The sequence below is a fragment of the Methanothrix sp. genome (assembly GCF_024518575.1).
Classification (GTDB): Archaea; Halobacteriota; Methanosarcinia; order Methanotrichales; family Methanotrichaceae; genus Methanothrix_B.
This window is the reverse complement of record NZ_JANIHG010000031.1, coordinates 1-16,939: the sequence shown is the minus strand read 5'-3', so window position 1 is coordinate 16,939 and position 16,939 is coordinate 1. Positions and strand designations below refer to the sequence as shown.

Sequence of the window (16,939 nt, the reverse complement as noted above, 5' to 3'; positions counted from 1 at the left end):
ATGAGCCTGTTGTGATAGCTGTAGACTCTACGGGGATCAAGGTGACCAACCGTGGCGAATGGGTGCGAGAGAAATGGAAGGTCCATCGAGGCTGGATCAAGGTCCATCTGGCGGTTGACGTGAAGACTAAGGAGATAGTCGCAATCGAGGTCACAGATGAGCGAGTATCTGACGGCAGCAGGTTTAACTCGCTCGCCGACCGGAAGAGAATCTTTCAGGACGCAAGATCCAAAGGCGATGGCGCCTTTGATAAGCGAGAGATCTTCGATCACCTCCAGGAAAAGGAGATCCAGCCAGTCATAAAGACTCGATCTGATGCGAAAGCAAGAGGTTCTCCCGCGAGAGCAAATGCGGTCAAAGAGATGAAAACATTAGGGTATCAGCGCTGGAAGGAGAAGTACGACTACGGGAGGAGATGGGCTGCGGAAACCGTCTTCTCAGCGGTGAAAAGAATATCAGGAGAGCATGTAGCCGCAACCAAAACGGAAAATATGATGCAAGAGGACATTCTAAAATTCACTTTTTATAATACATTAAAATCAAAGAAAGGCGCAGACAGAACAATCTCCTGCAGAGCTTTGAAGAGTTATTCAACACAGCACCTCTTGGCCCAAAGGCCGGATGCTCTAGGATTACGCTATCAGTTCACGCATGAATCGTGTACTCCTGTCATCGAGTCCAGACGCATGCGACACTGGATCCATGTGGCGTTATGCCAGTGCCTGTTGATTCACGACAACAGATCAGCTATTCGAGGCCCACCCAGATAAAGGAACATCATCTGATGAGCGCTTGCCATGAAAGAGCTCAATTGTCATCATGATTTTTACAAATCATGCACTTTACAACTATATCGTGGACCAATTTCATCTTTTTGGCACGATTTTTATTACATACATCGTTTTCGTATCGATCCGTTACGCTGCCGACCCGTTTTAAGCATAGCGAAGCATTATATCCCTCACAGGAGAAGAAGCTAGCATGCTCAAGAGGAGACATGTGCTCTCCATGAAGGACTTCTCAAGGGAGGAGATCGACGAGATCCTGGAGACTGCGGAGTCGCTCGAGCCGTACGCGCGAGGGAAGGGATCGGACATTCTCGATGGAAAGATCCTCGCGCTGATGTTCTTCGAGCCTTCCACACGCACCAGAATGTCATTCGAGACTGCGATGAAGCGGCTCGGCGGCATGACAATAAACCTGGGCTCGGCTGAGGCGAGCTCCATAGCCAAGGGCGAGTCGCTCGCAGATACGATACGTGTCGTCGGTGGATACGCGGATGCTATAGTCATAAGACATCCGAAGGAGGGTTCGGCACGGCTCGCCGCCGAGTTCTCGCCAGTTCCGGTTCTGAACGCCGGTGATGGTGCAGGCCACCATCCAACGCAGACGCTTCTCGATTTGTATACAATAAAAAAAGAGAGCCATCTCGACGATCTCTCAATCGCGCTTGTCGGGGATCTGAAGTACGGCAGGACAGTTCACTCCCTCGCATACGCGCTCTCCCTTTATGGGGCTGACATATACCTGGTGTCACCGCCAACTCTGAGAATGCCTGAACAGATAATTGGGGATCTCTCAAGAATGGGCACAAGGGTGAGAGAGGTCTCTGACCTGAGAGAGGTCATAGAAGAGGTCGATGTGCTCTACATTACAAGAATCCAGCGGGAGCGCTTTCCGGATCCGGTAGAGTACAACAGGGTGGCTAGGAGCTACAGCATAAACACAAGGGATCTCGAGGGTGCAAAACCGGAGCTCAGGATAATGCATCCCCTCCCCAGAGTTGACGAGATATCCCCATCGATAGATGGGACGAAACATGCAGTCTACTTCAGGCAGTCGTTCTACGGCGTGCCTGTGAGGATGGCCCTGCTCAAGATGATCCTGGAGGATTGAACAATGGCGGAGAGAGAGCTCAAGGTCCGGCCCATCAGGTCGGGAACCGTCATAGACCACATACAGGCAGGTCAGGCGCTGAATGTCCTCAAGATCCTTGGCATCTCCGGCACAACTGATGCTACAGTCAGCGTTATAATGAATGTCGGCAGCAGAAAGCTGGGCAAGAAGGATATCGTGAAGGTCGAGGACAGAGAGCTGAGGGAGGATGAGGTCAACAAGATAGCCCTCATAGCTCCGGGCGCGACGATAAACATAGTCAGGGATTACGCGGTTGTGGAGAAATACACCGTCGATCTCCCTGATGTGATAGTGGGAGTTGTGCGCTGCCAGAACCCGAGCTGCATATCCAACACAAACGAACCGATAAAGCCGAAGATGCTTGTCAAGGGGAAAAACCCGGTCGTGCTGCGATGCTTCTACTGCGATCAGCCCCTGACAGAGAGAATCGCGGAGTACCTGCTGTGAGCAAGCGGGATTTTAGTGCGTGCGCCAGGTAACCTTTCCGGAATCGGCAATCAGCAGCATGAGGCCGCATGAGAGAGCGCGCTGCAAATTACAGATAAAGACATTCTCAGCGTACAAAACAGATCATGGGCAACCCAGAGCAAAGCAGCATGATATGCTGTCTCCGGAGCCTGATCGATAGATTAATATGACACCTCTGCAACGAGAAGAGACAGGCAGCCCGGTAGTGTAGCGGTCAATCACGGGAGGCTCTGGACCTCCTTACCTAGGTTCGAATCCTGGCCGGGCTACCAATATTACCGCTCCAGGATTGATGATTCTTCTGCGATTTCGGATACGGATCTTCCGCAACTTCCGGTGTCTTCTTGGCTTACCGCTGCGTCTCTCGAAAACTATTTTTAATCTCGGCGATCACAGCCTTTTGTGATCTTCAGAGCATATGATGTTAGGGGCATCTACGGAGATGAGCTGACAGAGGACGTTGCGATGCGCGTCGGTGCCGCTTTCGGCACCTATCTCTCAGGCGGGGCGATATCCCTGGGCCGGGACACCAGGACCAGCGGGCCCTCGCTGGAGAGCGCGTTTCTCAAGGGCGTTCTCGGGACAGGCGTGGATGTTCACAGTTACGGAGTGATACCAATACCGATTCTTGGATATGTGACCATGAAGAGAGCCAGAAGAGCTGCAGCATACATATCTGCCTCTCACAACCCACCTGAGTACAACGGCATACGCTTCAGAACCGGCGACGGCTATGGCATGCTTTACAGAGATGCCGGAATTGTGGATGTTTACGCAAAAGGCGAGTTCAGGTCTGGAAATGGAAGCCTAACGTTGGAAAACGCCGAGATGGCCATTATCGAGTACGGGGATTATGCGGCAGAGAAGGTCGAGATAACCAGAGATCTCAGAGTTGTGCTCGACACGGGCAACGGATCCGCATGCGGCATATCTCCTGTATACACCAGAGCCGGAATCGATGTGGAGCTCTTAAATGCGACGATGGACGGAAGGTTTCCGGGAAGAGGGCCTGCGCCAACATCTGAATCACTGAGAGATGCAGCTGGGAAGGTTATCAGCACAGGCGCAGACTTCGGGGTGGGATTTGATCCTGATGCAGACCGCGGGATGGTGATCGATGATAAAGGAAGAGTTCTGCCCCCTGAAAAGATAGCGATAATAATTGCGAGAAGGCGTTACAAGCCGGGGGATCTTGTCATCGCAGGCTTCGATTGCTCCATGATACTTGAGAGGGAGCTCGAGCGCGACGGGATAAAGGTGCAGCGTGAGAGGGTTGGTGATGTGTTTGTCGCCAACAGGGTCAAGAACTCGGGGGCGGTTCTCGGCGTCGAGAGAAGCGGTCATTTCTTCATTCCTGAATTCCAGTACTCTGACGATCCATTCGCAATGAGCCTGGCGCTCGCCGAGATCGTATCCGAGGAGCGGCTCTCTGATATGGCCGATGATATACCTGATTACCCGTACCTCCAGAAGAGCATAAGGCTGAAGGATATCGCCGATGCACCGACTCTGATGATGAGACTCCTGGATAGGCTCTCGGATCTCGAGCCAGACACCACCGATGGCATAAAGGTGATGGGTGAGGGGCATAGCGTTCTCATAAGACCGTCGAACACCGAGCCGCTGATCAGGATCTACGTGGAGAGCGTGAAGGATGACGTGAATGAGATAGCTGGCATGTATGAGAAGATGATCCTGAGCGCGATGAGGAGCGGGAATTGAAGAGAGACGATGTCTGTGTGCTGATACCCACGCTCAACGAGGCGGGGTCCATCAAGGGAGTCATAGAGGGCTTCCGCAGCATGGGCTTTCAGGATATCCTGGTGATCGACGGGCACAGCACAGATGGCACTCCTGATCTGGCGAGGGATGCCGGCGCGCGGGTGATCGTCCAGAGCGGATCCGGGAAGGGGCAGGCCCTCCTAGAGGCCTTCGGGCATATAGACAAAGAGTACATCGTGCTCATAGATGGCGACGGCACGTATCTGCCGTCAGAGGTTGACAGGCTGCTTGATCCACTTATAAGAGGCAGAGCTGATCATGTCATAGGAAACAGGTTCTCCAATCTGAGAGGAGGATCGCTGAAGCGTTTGAACCTGGTGGGTAACTGGCTCATCAACCTCCTCTTCGGGATAATCTATGGGGTGAGGCTCAGGGACATACTCTCCGGATACAGGGCGTTCACAAGATCAGGCATATCCAGCCTGGATCTCTCGGTGACCGGCTTCGAGATAGAGTCTGAGATAACAATAGAGAGCCTGAAGAAGGGTCTCCGGATAGTGGAGGTGCCCATAACGTATCTGCCGAGGGCAGGTGGAACCAGGACCAAGCTCAGCCCGCTCCGCGACGGCCCGAAGATCATGCTCACTATCTACAGGCTCGCCAAGACACAGAATCCTCTCTTCTACTTCGGGCTGATGGGCGCGATCTTTGGATCTGTCGGATTTCTGCTCGGTCTATACGTCGTGAGGGACTGGCTCAACGGGAGGGTTGAGCACATACCTCTGACGATCCTGACCGCGATACTGATCATAGTCGGCTTCCAGCTGTTCCTCATGGGAATCCAGGGGGACATGATGGCGACTATGCACAGAGAGGTGATGAGGGAGCTGTACAGAAAGAGGCGGTAGGGATATCAAATGCATTTGAAGATGCTTCTCCTCATCGGGTTCCTCATCGATTCCTCCCTGGCGCTTCAGGCGCCCGGATTCTCCATCGTTATCGGGAATGCAACCGTTCAGGGAAACGAGGGAGCTGGGGTGCTGACCTCAGAGGCGCCCTGCGTGAGGTTCAATCTCTTCTGGATGAAGGATATTGGAGTCGGGCCCGAGAGCTACCTTGACACGATCCAGAATCTCTACACAGGCAACGGTCTTGTGATTGGATCAAAAAGCCGCTCCAGCTTCCGCATCAGGGATATTAAGGTGAGCATTCTTGATATCAACTACAGCTTCGCAGGATACAGAGCGAGTAAGACCTTCGCGGCATGGTACTCTCCTGCGACGGATCGCACATACCTCGCCTCGATGGAGTCGTGCTCCGGCGATGCCCAGATGCTGTTTAACATTCTGAGATCAATCTCAGAGACCGACAGATCCAGGACTCTTGTTAAAAGAGAGAGCCGCAACGACACATGGTCATTGCTTCTATCAGACCTCCTCTCGAGCTGGAGGTACGCAGAGCCATCACACCTGACCGGCGCTCAGTTTCTGATACACACGAATCACACAGTCTCTGAGAGGGGGCTTATATCATATGATGGCATCGATGTTTCATTTCCCCAGGATATGTTCGTGCGACCTGCTGCTGTCTTTTACCTCCTTAGAGATGCTGGCTACACCCCTGTGATCATGCAGAGTCGTGGCAACGTATGGATCGCTGTGAAGGACGGTGATGAATGGCAGGCGATCTCGCTCAATCCTCTGAACCCCGACAGGGGAGTGGGGGTGCAGGTCTTCGAGGGCGAATGGTACACGGGAATTGCGTACAGCGATCCGGAGGAGCTTGCAACTGCCAACTCAATCAATATCAGCGTGCCTGTTGATTATATCGTGAGGAGATGCGAGCCGTCCAGGTATGTTCAACTGGAGATGGACAACAGCACAGACAGCAGCTACCTGGAGAGGATCCTCGGGGAGCACACCTACATCCCCAGATACAGTGAGGACGGGTTCGATTGCTCCAACGCATCTCAGGTCTGCTGGTCTTTTTTAAAAGGGTTGGGCTATGATGCGTATCTGATGGTGGGGGCGAGGGATCATCCGCTCGGCGAGCACATGTGGGTTGTGGTCAGGACAGATCATGGATATACCGCGATAGAGTGCGCGGTGGTGGGAAGCTCGCAGAACTTCGTGAACCTCGGATCGATCAAGAGCGAGGCAGATTATTACAGAGGGGTGATGTACAACTCGAGCGTTCAGTACTCGCTTCTGAATCCTGCGGAGGGCATGTGGCTGGATCCGGGGGATAAGAGGCTTCGGTCCTGGATGCGCAGCAGGATCACCAGCTAGAAACTGTCGAAAATAACCAGCCATCGCCGGGAGGGTGCTGGAACATATAAGCACTGAATGCCCCCGCCACAATAGATTGCAGACGAAGTTCTGGCTTGCCCCCAATCGCATGCGATGCCGCAGTCGCTCTCTTTTCCGCAGTCCTCTCCGCATCTATTGCAGACTTTCGTGCGCATCGGGTTTTATTTATCATTCATTATATTTGTTCTTGGGCAGATCATCTGTGATTTCCTCCTGCAGATTGGTGAACTACACAATGTTAATTAAAAAATATAATGTATTCCTACTTTTGCTTATGTACCGATTCGTTTTCAGATGTTTATACGGATGCACGATGGGAGAAAGTTAAGTATGATGAATGCACACAATCAAAATGGAGGAATATCATGGCTAGGATACTGGTCGCGTACTACTCCCGCACGGGTAATACGGAAAAGATGGCCAGAGCTGTGGCTGATGGAGCGAGGGATGCTGGAGCAGATGTTGTTCTCAAGAAGGTCGAGGATGTACAGCTCGATGATCTCAAGTCAGCTGATGGAATCGTGATCGGCTCCCCCACATACTATGGGCTGATGGCAGCAGAGGTCAAGCAGCTCTTCGACAGAAGCGCGAAGGTGAGGGGGAAGCTGGAGAACAAGATCGGTGCCGCCTTCACCTCGTCTGCGAGCATCGAGGGAGGAAATCAGACGACGATACTCTCAATAATTCAGGCGATGATGATACATGGAATGATAGTTGCAGGGGATCCGATGGAGACAGGAGGACATTACGGAGCCATAGCAATCGGATCTCCTGATGAGAACTCACTGAATACATGCCGGAAGCTTGGCGAGAGGGTCGCGAGGCTGGCTGAGAAGATCAGGAGATGATGAGCAGAATCCGATGATCTCGCAGGCTCTGCATCTCTAATACAATCGCAACATAGATCTCCAAAGGATGCGCTGCATAACATCATGATAGAGGATACCGCAGAGAAGATCAGGAGCATGGAGATAAGGGGCGCAGGGCTCATCGCACGTGCCGCAGCTGCTGCGCTGAGGGATTTCGCTCTGAGACTCGAAGTCTCAAGCCTGGATGAGTTCGATATGCGGCTGAAGAATGCCGCGGCCACGCTTCTCAGGACCAGGCCAACGGCCGTCTCTCTATCAAATGCCGTGAGGATGGTTGTGAGGTACCGCTCGGATGATCTTGAGTCTGCCAGAAGGGAGGTCGTGGCAAATGCTGAGCGCTTCATAGAGAGATCACTGAAGGCTGTGGAGAGGATCGGTGAGATCGGAAGCAGAAGGGTCAGGGATGGGGATGTGATACTGACCCACTGCAACTCAAGCGCAGCTCTGGCGGTCATCGAGCGCGCTCACACGGATGGAAAGAGCATAAGAGTCATAGCCACCGAGTCCAGGCCCAGGTATCAGGGGCATCTTACCATAAAAAGGCTCGACGAGGTTGGAATTCCAACAGAGCTGATCGTGGATTCTGCGGTCAGAAGCATTATAGAGGATGTGGATCTCGTCGTTGTTGGCGCGGATGTCGTAACAGCCAACGGCTCGCTCGTCAACAAGATAGGAACATCACAGATCGCTCTCTGCGCACACGAGGCCAGGAAGCCGTTCATGGTGGCAGCAGAGACATACAAGTTCAGCCCGGAGACGCTCATGGGTGAGCTCGTCGAGATCGAGGAGCGAGGACCTGAGGAGGTTCTGGATGATTATATGAGATACAAACATCTCCGCGTGAGAAACCCGGCCTTCGATGTGACACCACATCAGTACATAGATGTGATATGCACCGAGGTCGGAGCCATACCTCCGGAGATGAGCTACCTAATAATAAAGGAGTGGCTCGGCTGGGAGATCGGGGCATGAGTTCTCCGGCCTGATGATATGGGGCTGCTGTCGAACGGGCGGCATAATGCGTGTTGGATCGGCGATCTGCTGGTGGGCGATAACAGAACCAGTAATAAACAGCATGCGCATGCAAGGAAAAGAGGCATGTTGTGATGGGCTACAGGCACCTCCTTGTGGATGCATTGCAGAGCGTGGCTCCTGACGATCCTGGGATCAGCATAAGGGAGATAGAACGCATTTACGGGATACCGGGAGAGAGGATAGTATTTCTCAGCAGGAACGAGAACCCGTACGGGCCGTCTCCCGAGGTCATCAGGGCCGTGAGCTGCGCGGATCTGAGAAGGTATCCGTCGCAGGATGAGTTTCTCAGCGCTGCTGCGGAGTACCTGGGAGTTTCAGAGGATCTCATAATCGCAGGGGCAGGGCTTGATGGCATAATCGACTCTGTCTCAAGACTCTTCCTGGAAAGGGGCAGGTCGGTGTTCATACCTGTGCCGACATACACCTACTACGAGCTCGCATCGAGGCTCTGCGGGGCAACGCCAGTGCTCAGCCGCGATCTGAGAGCGATTCCAAAGGATACATCCCTCACATTCATCTGCTCACCGAACAACCCCACGGGGGAGCTCATAGACGATGAGATGCTCAGAGAGGTCATTGAGGGCACAGACTCCATGGTCTTCCTGGACGAGGCTTACGCCGAGTTCGCGGGTGTGAGTCACGCAGATTGGGTCGAGAGGTACGAGAACCTCATCGTTGGAAGGACGCTCTCAAAGGCATTCGGCCTGGCAGGGCTCAGGATTGGGTATGCGGTCGCGCCTGAGTGGGTGGTCGAGCAGTACAACAGGGCTGCGCCGGTCTTCGGCATAAGCGCTCCAGCGATAGCAGGCGGCGTGGCAGCTCTTAGAGATCTAAACCACATGAGAAGCGTCGTTGAGAGGATTGTGGCTGAGAGGGAAAGGATGGCAGGATCTTTGAGGGCGTCTCAATCGCATGCAAATTTTCTGTATGTGGAGACCATGCGGGATTCCAGCGCGCTGCTCGAGGATCTTCTGAAGGAAGGAATATCGGTAAAGGATTGCTCAGGAATACCCGGATCTGACAATCACCACATTCGGGTCACCATAGGAACTCCGGAGCAGAACGATGCATTCCTCGAAGCCTACAGAAGGGCGGATGGCTCGCGCGGTTCGCGATAACCTGGAGAGCAGACTCAGGATGCGCAGCACACTCCCATGCGCATCATGGCGCGACGAGAATAAAGCGTGGACCCACGATACTGTGTGGATGTGTCACATGCGTTGTGCACGATGTCGGGCTGATTGGAGTGAGTGATTTGTTGGATTTTGATCGGTTTCTGAGAGCCAGATGATTTTATGAGTTCGCGCGTCGCTCAGCAGGCACTATATACAATACATTATTTTTATATCAATACTATGAGCGAAACAGTTAAAGCGTGTGTTGTGGATATGCTGATTTTGTTGTCGAAATATATCGTGGGTGGGGATGGTGAACGGGAAAAACAAGCAGCTGACCCTCACGGGTGTTGTTGTCTCCTCGATGCCCAAGGTGCGCACTACTGACGGGCATCTGCTCGACTGGGACAGAAACGCCATAGTAAAGCAGCTCCTCAAGGAGACCAAACTATCGGAGAATTTTTATAAACTTCCGGCCATAACCGAGGACGAGGCCAAGGATATCGCGAAAGAGGTGGAGCGCAGGATACGATGGATGAATGTTCGCTATCTTTCAGGTCCCCTTGTCAGGGAGATCGTAAACGTGGTTCTTCTCGAGAGGCATCATCCCGAATGGCGCAACATATGCACAAGAATAGGCACTCCTGTGTACGATGCTCACCTCATCGATATAGGCACAGGTTTCGAATCGAGGGAGAACGCGAACCTTCAGGACAACGCGGAGACATCGCACAAGAAGAAGGCAGATAAGATCAGCAAGGAGCAGTACCTCCTGCTTCTTCCCCCGCACCTCTCAGATCACCACATCTCCGGGGACCTCCACATCCACGATCTGGAGTACTTCGGCACACGGCCGTTCTGCCAGGACCACGATCTCAGGTACTTCTTCTACTACGGATTGATGCCTGACGGTCGCGGAACAAAATCATCAGTTGCAGGACCAGCAAAGAAGCCTGAGGTGGCTATACTCCATGCCGTAAAGGCGCTGGGCAGCGCGCAGACCAATTTTGCTGGCGGTCAGGGCTTCTACAATTTCCTGACTTTCGTGGCGCCGTATATCGAAGGACTGGAATATGAGGAGATAAAGCAGCTGATGCAGATGTTTGTATACGAGATGACACAGATGATGGTCGCGAGGGGCGGGCAGCTCGTCTTTTCCTCGGTCCAGCTCACGCCTGGTGTGCCCACAATCTGGAAGGACAAGCCTGTTGTCTATAAGGGTCGGATATGGAACGGAGAGCAGGCACCTCTCCGGACATACGGCGAGTTCGAGAGAGAGGTGAGGCTCGCCTTCAAGGCGCTGATGGAGGTCATGCTGGAAGGCGATTACTGGGGAAAGCCGTTTAACTTCCCGAAGCCGGAGATAAGCATCGAGCCTGACTTCATGAAGGAGGACGAGGAGTTCAACAGGGCACATCCAGATCTGCCCACCTACAGGGATTTGTACCTGCTGGCATTCAAGCTGGCTGCAAAGTACGGTGCGCCATATTTTGACAACCAGCTACCTGAGTATAGAGGCGCTGGGAAGGGGATATCGTGCTATCAGTGCTGCGCGTATCAGTTCTCTTCCAGTCTGCAGAACGACAGCGAATTTGAGGACAAGTTGTATTTCCGCAACGGTAAGCATTTCTCGATGGGCTCATGGCAGGTCGTCTCTCTGAACTGTCCGAGGGCTGCATACAAGGCGCGCGGTGAGGATGAGCTTCTCTTCTATGAGCGAAACAGTTAAAGCGTGTGTTGTGGATATGCTGATTTTGTTGTCGAAATATATCGTGGGTGGGGATGGTGAACGGGAAAAACAAGCAGCTGACCCTCACGGGTGTTGTTGTCTCCTCGATGCCCAAGGTGCGCACTACTGACGGGCATCTGCTCGACTGGGACAGAAACGCCATAGTAAAGCAGCTCCTCAAGGAGACCAAACTATCGGAGAATTTTTATAAACTTCCGGCCATAACCGAGGACGAGGCCAAGGATATCGCGAAAGAGGTGGAGCGCAGGATACGATGGATGAATGTTCGCTATCTTTCAGGTCCCCTTGTCAGGGAGATCGTAAACGTGGTTCTTCTCGAGAGGCATCATCCCGAATGGCGCAACATATGCACAAGAATAGGCACTCCTGTGTACGATGCTCACCTCATCGATATAGGCACAGGTTTCGAATCGAGGGAGAACGCGAACCTTCAGGACAACGCGGAGACATCGCACAAGAAGAAGGCAGATAAGATCAGCAAGGAGCAGTACCTCCTGCTTCTTCCCCCGCACCTCTCAGATCACCACATCTCCGGGGACCTCCACATCCACGATCTGGAGTACTTCGGCACACGGCCGTTCTGCCAGGACCACGATCTCAGGTACTTCTTCTACTACGGATTGATGCCTGACGGTCGCGGAACAAAATCATCAGTTGCAGGACCAGCAAAGAAGCCTGAGGTGGCTATACTCCATGCCGTAAAGGCGCTGGGCAGCGCGCAGACCAATTTTGCTGGCGGTCAGGGCTTCTACAATTTCCTGACTTTCGTGGCGCCGTATATCGAAGGACTGGAATATGAGGAGATAAAGCAGCTGATGCAGATGTTTGTATACGAGATGACACAGATGATGGTCGCGAGGGGCGGGCAGCTCGTCTTTTCCTCGGTCCAGCTCACGCCTGGTGTGCCCACAATCTGGAAGGACAAGCCTGTTGTCTATAAGGGTCGGATATGGAACGGAGAGCAGGCACCTCTCCGGACATACGGCGAGTTCGAGAGAGAGGTGAGGCTCGCCTTCAAGGCGCTGATGGAGGTCATGCTGGAAGGCGATTACTGGGGAAAGCCGTTTAACTTCCCGAAGCCGGAGATAAGCATCGAGCCTGACTTCATGAAGGAGGACGAGGAGTTCAACAGGGCACATCCAGATCTGCCCACCTACAGGGATTTGTACCTGCTGGCATTCAAGCTGGCTGCAAAGTACGGTGCGCCATATTTTGACAACCAGCTACCTGAGTATAGAGGCGCTGGGAAGGGGATATCGTGCTATCAGTGCTGCGCGTATCAGTTCTCTTCCAGTCTGCAGAACGACAGCGAATTTGAGGACAAGTTGTATTTCCGCAACGGTAAGCATTTCTCGATGGGCTCATGGCAGGTCGTCTCTCTGAACTGTCCGAGGGCTGCATACAAGGCGCGCGGTGAGGATGAGCTTCTCTTCGAGTACCTCCGAGAGTTGATGGATTTATCTGTAGAGATCTTCAGGGTGAAGAGGGAATGGATGAACAAGATCATAGCAAACGGGCGGATGCCGTTTGCCACCCAGCAGCCGAGGGATCCCGTCACCGGCGAACGCGGCGCGATGGCGGTGGATCTTGAGAAACTCGTTTACACGATAGGCGTCGTGGGCATAAACGAGATGGTCCAGTTCCACACAGGTAAACAGCTGCATGAATCGAGGGACGCCTGGAGGTTTGCTGTCAGGGCGATGACCGAGATGCAGCTTTATGTTAAAAAGCTGAGCAGGGATCACGGGATGACCATCGCGCTTGCAAGGACTCCGGCCGAGACCACGGCGCAGCGCTTTGCGGTCTCAGATCTGCTGCATGACGAGTACAGGGAGTGCGCAATGCGTGTTGTCAAGGGGGATCTCAAGACAGCGATGGAGAACCTCCACAGGACACGGGATCTGCCGGTCTACTACACAAACGGCACACATGTATGCGTGAATGCAGACATCCCGATCATGGAGCGGGCCATGCTGGAGCATGTGTTCTTCCCGATAGTGGATGGTGGCAACATCTTTCATATCTTCTTAGGGGAAAACGATCCCGATCCAGAGTCGCTGATGAGCTTCGGGATGAACCTCGCGAAGAACACTCAGATCGGATACTTCGCATTCACCAGGGATATGACTGTGTGTCTGAGCTGCTGCGCGATCTCTCCGGGTCTCCAGGAGAGATGCCCGCGCTGCAGCTCATCTGATGTGGATCACATAAGCAGGATAACGGGATACCTGCAGGCCGTCAGCGGCTGGAATGCTGCGAAGCAGCAGGAGCTAAGGGACCGGAAGAGATACAAGCATCTGGATCTCAGCTGATCAGACCCTCCCCGAGGTCATATCCAGTGCAGCATGCTGATCCGCATTGATGGCAAGAGCTGCTTGACGAAAGGTATATATCATATCTGCCTACTCCACGATTACTGGCCGATAAAAGGCAAATTGGAGGATTTCGTAATGCCTGCAGTAGTTAACAGAGAGGAATGTGTGAGCTGTGGAACCTGCGTGGAGGAGTGCCCGGAGGAGGCTATCAAACTCGATGACGAGGAGATAGCAGTAGTCGACCCGGAGAAGTGCACAGAGTGCGGCACATGCGTAGAGGTCTGCCCATCTGAGGCAATACATATCGAGTGAGGATCTCCCCGCTTTTTTATTTGTTTCAGGTTACAAGAGACCAGCAGTCATACATGCTGCAGGTTGACATAGAATGCCTGTAGGCAGTGCGCTCTCAGGCGGCTCTTCAGTCGATGTATTGATCGCGTGGAGTGTGATCTGTCTGAGCCATAACAGGAAAGCCACGCCAAATGCGCTGCATATTCTCGCCAACGTATTGCACAATCAAGGCATGCCACGCTAAGATCTTGAAAAATAGATTGCTGAGCTCTCAGGATCAGTAGAACATCCTGAGAGACTCGTCGGTCTTCTCCTCCTCGCCGAGTACCTTCTTCACAGCCTGTCTGAAGTCCTCCATTGTGACCACAGTGGCCTCTCTCCTTATCGCGTTCATTCCGGCCTCAACAGCAATCGCCTTAAGCTCAGCGCCGCTTGCGCCATCAGTCTGCCTCGCTATGGCTGAAAGATCTACATCATCGGCCTTCTTCATCTTTCTCGTATGTATATCAAGTATCTTCAGCCTCGCGACCTCGTTTGGCATCGGTATCTCTATGATCCTGTCGAACCTGCCGGGGCGGAGAAGAGCGGGATCCAGGATGTCTATCCTGTTTGTTGCAGCGATTATCTTGACATCCCCTCTCTCCCGGAAGCCGTCCATCTCGGCCAGGAGCTGCATCATGGTCCTGTTGACCTCTGCGCTGCCTGTTGTGCCATCATGCGTCCTGATGCTTCCCACAGCGTCTATCTCATCTATGAAGACTATTGATGGTGCCTTCTCTCTCGCCATCTGGAATATGTCCCTCACGAGCTGCGCGCCCTCTCCGATGAACTTGTGGACCAGCTCGCTTCCCGACATGTGTATGAACGTCGCCTTGGCATGGTGTGCAACAGCCTTCGCTAGAAGCGTCTTGCCAGTGCCCGGGAGCCCGTAGAGGAGCACACCCCTGGGCGGCTCTATTCCTATGTTGCTGAAGAGCTCCGGCCTTGTCAGCGGAAGCTCAACGGTCTCGCGTATCTCCCGTATCTGAGCGTCGAGACCTCCAATATCATCATACGTCACATTCGGAGCCTCAATCAGCTCCATTGTCTTCGCCCTGACATCCACAGATCTCTCCAGGAGTCTCACTATCGTCAGGGAGTTGTTTATTGCAACCCTGCTGTTCGGCTGCAGCTTCTCCATTATCTCCGGAGGAGCTGTGGTTATGAACTCCTGGTTGTTCCCATGCTGTCTGAGCATGACGTAGTCGTCGCCCACCTCTATCACTGTGGCCAGAAACAGCGGCATGCGCCTCAGCAGAGCGTTCTCCTTCTTCAGACGCTCCAGCTCGCGCAGGTACTTCTTGTTGGATATCAGAGACTCAAAGAGCTTCGCTCTGGCCTCCTCACGCTCCATGCGGAGGGCCTCGGCCTCCTCAGCAAGTGCCCTGTTCTCCCGCTCGAGCGCTGCGATCCTCTTGGTGAACGACTCGATCAGGCTTTCCTGATCCGTCATAGCTGACGATTCACTCATGTTAGCATCTTCGATCTTCAACGATATAAACTCATGCATCCACGCGCTAGAGGCGTCCACATATTTCGCCTTTGATGCGACGGGGCTCCGCTCCCATTCCCGGCTGAAAAGATGGGACTTTCTGCGCTTCCACCTGATACCGATCGCTTATGGTGGCTCGAGAGGGGGTAGAATGCCATGCATCTCCGCACCTTCATAAAGACGCATCTACCAGCATTTCGTGTGACGAACGTTGCAGCCATAGGGTATATGTGCCTTCAAGATCCATGCTTCCTGGATGGCGGAGCATCTTGCTGAGATGGCCAAGGCTCTGGTGAGGATCAGGGATGGGGTACCTGAGGTCCTCACAGCTCCATTGATCAGGTTCTGCCCTCTAAGGAGGGATCTGTACGGGATCCATGAAGAGAGCCGTGAAACCGTGGAAAAGGTGATTCGCAGCCACATCAAGGAGCTCGGAATGTACAGCCCGCAGCGGGTCCTTCAGCTTGCCGAAGATCCTGTGAGCTTCGGCGCATCGGAGATCCTCATGGATGGCATGGCCGAGGGCCTAGTTGACGCTGCTGTCGTCGTCTGCGACGGCGCTGGCACAGCTGTCATAACCAGGCCGGATGTGCTGCAGGCTGTCGGAGCACACATGACAGGTCTCATCAAGACCGACCCGATAAATGAGGTCCAGGATGGCCTGGAGCAGCGTGGATGCATCCTCATCGATCGGCATGCCACCATAGACCAGGTCAGAGGTTTTGCGGCCGCAATAGATGCAGGCTTTGAGCGGGTTGCTGTGACCCTGGCTGGCAGCATGTCCTCTGCTGCCAGAGATCTCCGTGCAATAGGGGCAAGTGCTGGAAGGAGTCCCCTGATCCTTGCGGTACACACCACCGGCATAGGCAGGGATGAGGCTGTCTCCCTAGCAGAGAGCTGTGATATCATATGGTCCTGCGCGTCCAAGGCTGTCAGGGAGGTGGCAGGGGAGAGGGCCCTGCTCCAGATAGGCATCTCAATACCGGTCTTTGCCATGACCCGGGAGGGGAAGCGCCTTCTCCTGAACAGGGCGCTGCACTTCAAAGGCAGGCTTGTGATCCACAGATCGAGCCTGCCGTATCTGCATGCGGATCGCCAGCCGAGACCCTTGATATAGCAAGTGTGCCATCTGAAATGCAAGACAGACTATGAACACTGCCCACACTGTTACATCTGAGAGAGGATCCGATCAAGCGTTTAGAGGATAGGGTGGAAGCCTGCAGACAGCATTCCAAAGAGGCTCTGGACGCGAATAAGGAAGCATGTTCGGACCGTTACAATCTGATTTATGAGGAGATGGCAAGGTAGCTTTCTGCGGGAGCGATCCAGCTTTGCATGCAGTCCACACCCATCTTCTCCAGGACGCGCATAATGCCGAAAGATCAGCAGTTTGCAGCCGATTTCGGACCTGTCCGAATAAGATAAAAGCCAGAGCTGAGTATATGGTTACTTCAATGAAATTTAAAGAGGTGATGCCGGATGACATCCGTATCTTTGATTTCTGTGTTATCCAGCATACCCCTATTCAGCAGGAATAAGGTGCCTTTAGAAATTAAGCTTTTCGCGATAGCGACCTACCTGGTCTCATCCAGTGTGAGGAGGACAGCGTCAGTTCTT

At 53.4% G+C, this 16,939-nt stretch carries 13 protein-coding genes, 1 tRNA gene and 1 pseudogene; 14 read left to right on the top strand and 1 reads right to left on the bottom strand.

Going from position 1 to position 16,939, the window contains the following annotated elements:
• The 13 genes and pseudogenes from NQU42_RS06635 to NQU42_RS06575 form a co-directional block, all read left to right on the top strand.
• A partial coding sequence (locus NQU42_RS06635) for an IS5 family transposase (RefSeq protein ID WP_296610068.1) occupies nt 1-770 on the top strand: 770 nt, incomplete at its 5' end.
• Nucleotides 771-981: 211 nt separating this feature from the next.
• Nucleotides 982-1,896, top strand: coding sequence for an aspartate carbamoyltransferase (gene pyrB, locus NQU42_RS06630; protein ID WP_296610066.1), 915 nt, complete (start codon nt 982-984; stop codon nt 1,894-1,896).
• Between the two features lie 3 nt (nt 1,897-1,899).
• Nucleotides 1,900-2,364 carry an aspartate carbamoyltransferase regulatory subunit gene (gene pyrI, locus NQU42_RS06625; RefSeq protein ID WP_296610065.1) on the top strand — a complete coding sequence of 155 codons (465 nt, stop codon included), beginning with the start codon at nt 1,900-1,902 and terminating at the stop codon, nt 2,362-2,364.
• A gap of 217 nt (nt 2,365-2,581) precedes the next feature.
• A tRNA-Gln gene (locus NQU42_RS06620) sits at nt 2,582-2,657 on the top strand.
• Between the two features lie 130 nt (nt 2,658-2,787).
• Nucleotides 2,788-4,107 (top strand): phosphoglucomutase, encoded by a 1,320-nt coding sequence (locus NQU42_RS06615; RefSeq protein WP_296610063.1) that lies wholly within the window; start codon nt 2,788-2,790, stop codon nt 4,105-4,107.
• Complete coding sequence (gene aglJ / locus NQU42_RS06610) at nt 4,104-5,015, top strand: S-layer glycoprotein N-glycosyltransferase AglJ (RefSeq protein ID WP_296610062.1); 912 nt, start codon at nt 4,104-4,106, stop codon at nt 5,013-5,015. Before NQU42_RS06615 ends, aglJ begins: the two co-directional genes overlap by 4 nt.
• A gap of 9 nt (nt 5,016-5,024) precedes the next feature.
• Nucleotides 5,025-6,395 (top strand): hypothetical protein, encoded by a 1,371-nt coding sequence (locus NQU42_RS06605; protein WP_296610060.1) that lies wholly within the window; start codon nt 5,025-5,027, stop codon nt 6,393-6,395.
• 386 nt (nt 6,396-6,781) lie between these two features.
• Complete coding sequence (locus tag NQU42_RS06600; RefSeq protein WP_296610059.1) at nt 6,782-7,264, top strand: NAD(P)H-dependent oxidoreductase; 483 nt, start codon at nt 6,782-6,784, stop codon at nt 7,262-7,264.
• 84 nt (nt 7,265-7,348) lie between these two features.
• Nucleotides 7,349-8,257 (top strand): ribose 1,5-bisphosphate isomerase, encoded by a 909-nt coding sequence (locus NQU42_RS06595; RefSeq protein WP_296610057.1) that lies wholly within the window; start codon nt 7,349-7,351, stop codon nt 8,255-8,257.
• Between the two features lie 134 nt (nt 8,258-8,391).
• A complete protein-coding gene (gene hisC / locus NQU42_RS06590) occupies nt 8,392-9,438 on the top strand; it encodes a histidinol-phosphate transaminase (protein ID WP_296610056.1) in 1,047 nt (348 codons plus the stop codon).
• A gap of 307 nt (nt 9,439-9,745) precedes the next feature.
• Nucleotides 9,746-11,152 (top strand): annotated as a pseudogene (gene nrdD / locus NQU42_RS06585) (anaerobic ribonucleoside-triphosphate reductase); the annotation flags it as partial.
• A gap of 65 nt (nt 11,153-11,217) precedes the next feature.
• On the top strand, nt 11,218-13,497 hold the full coding sequence (gene nrdD / locus NQU42_RS06580; RefSeq protein ID WP_296610052.1) for an anaerobic ribonucleoside-triphosphate reductase: 2,280 nt from the start codon (nt 11,218-11,220) through the stop codon (nt 13,495-13,497).
• A gap of 138 nt (nt 13,498-13,635) precedes the next feature.
• Complete coding sequence (locus NQU42_RS06575; protein WP_296610051.1) at nt 13,636-13,812, top strand: 4Fe-4S binding protein; 177 nt, start codon at nt 13,636-13,638, stop codon at nt 13,810-13,812.
• A 256-nt stretch (nt 13,813-14,068) separates the two neighbouring features.
• Here the strand turns inward: NQU42_RS06575 and NQU42_RS06570 are convergent, their stop codons facing one another.
• Complete coding sequence (locus NQU42_RS06570) at nt 14,069-15,301, bottom strand: proteasome-activating nucleotidase (RefSeq protein WP_296610049.1); 1,233 nt, start codon at nt 15,299-15,301, stop codon at nt 14,069-14,071.
• A 277-nt stretch (nt 15,302-15,578) separates the two neighbouring features.
• Between NQU42_RS06570 and NQU42_RS06565 the strand changes: the two genes are divergently transcribed.
• Complete coding sequence (locus NQU42_RS06565; RefSeq protein ID WP_296610047.1) at nt 15,579-16,439, top strand: methanogenesis marker 8 protein; 861 nt, start codon at nt 15,579-15,581, stop codon at nt 16,437-16,439.
• Nucleotides 16,440-16,939: the final 500 nt, after the last annotated feature.

Coding starts and splice junctions, on each gene's coding strand:
- pyrB (WP_296610066.1), top strand. CDS start 982: ATGCTCAAGAGGAGACATGTGCTCTCCATGAAGGACTTCTCAAGGGAG.
- pyrI (WP_296610065.1), top strand. CDS start 1,900: ATGGCGGAGAGAGAGCTCAAGGTCCGGCCCATCAGGTCGGGAACCGTC.
- NQU42_RS06605 (WP_296610060.1), top strand. CDS start 5,025: ATGCATTTGAAGATGCTTCTCCTCATCGGGTTCCTCATCGATTCCTCC.
- NQU42_RS06600 (WP_296610059.1), top strand. CDS start 6,782: ATGGCTAGGATACTGGTCGCGTACTACTCCCGCACGGGTAATACGGAA.
- NQU42_RS06595 (WP_296610057.1), top strand. CDS start 7,349: ATGATAGAGGATACCGCAGAGAAGATCAGGAGCATGGAGATAAGGGGC.
- hisC (WP_296610056.1), top strand. CDS start 8,392: ATGGGCTACAGGCACCTCCTTGTGGATGCATTGCAGAGCGTGGCTCCT.
- nrdD (WP_296610052.1), top strand. CDS start 11,218: ATGGTGAACGGGAAAAACAAGCAGCTGACCCTCACGGGTGTTGTTGTC.
- NQU42_RS06575 (WP_296610051.1), top strand. CDS start 13,636: ATGCCTGCAGTAGTTAACAGAGAGGAATGTGTGAGCTGTGGAACCTGC.
- NQU42_RS06570 (WP_296610049.1), bottom strand. CDS start 15,301: ATGAGTGAATCGTCAGCTATGACGGATCAGGAAAGCCTGATCGAGTCG.
- NQU42_RS06565 (WP_296610047.1), top strand. CDS start 15,579: ATGGCGGAGCATCTTGCTGAGATGGCCAAGGCTCTGGTGAGGATCAGG.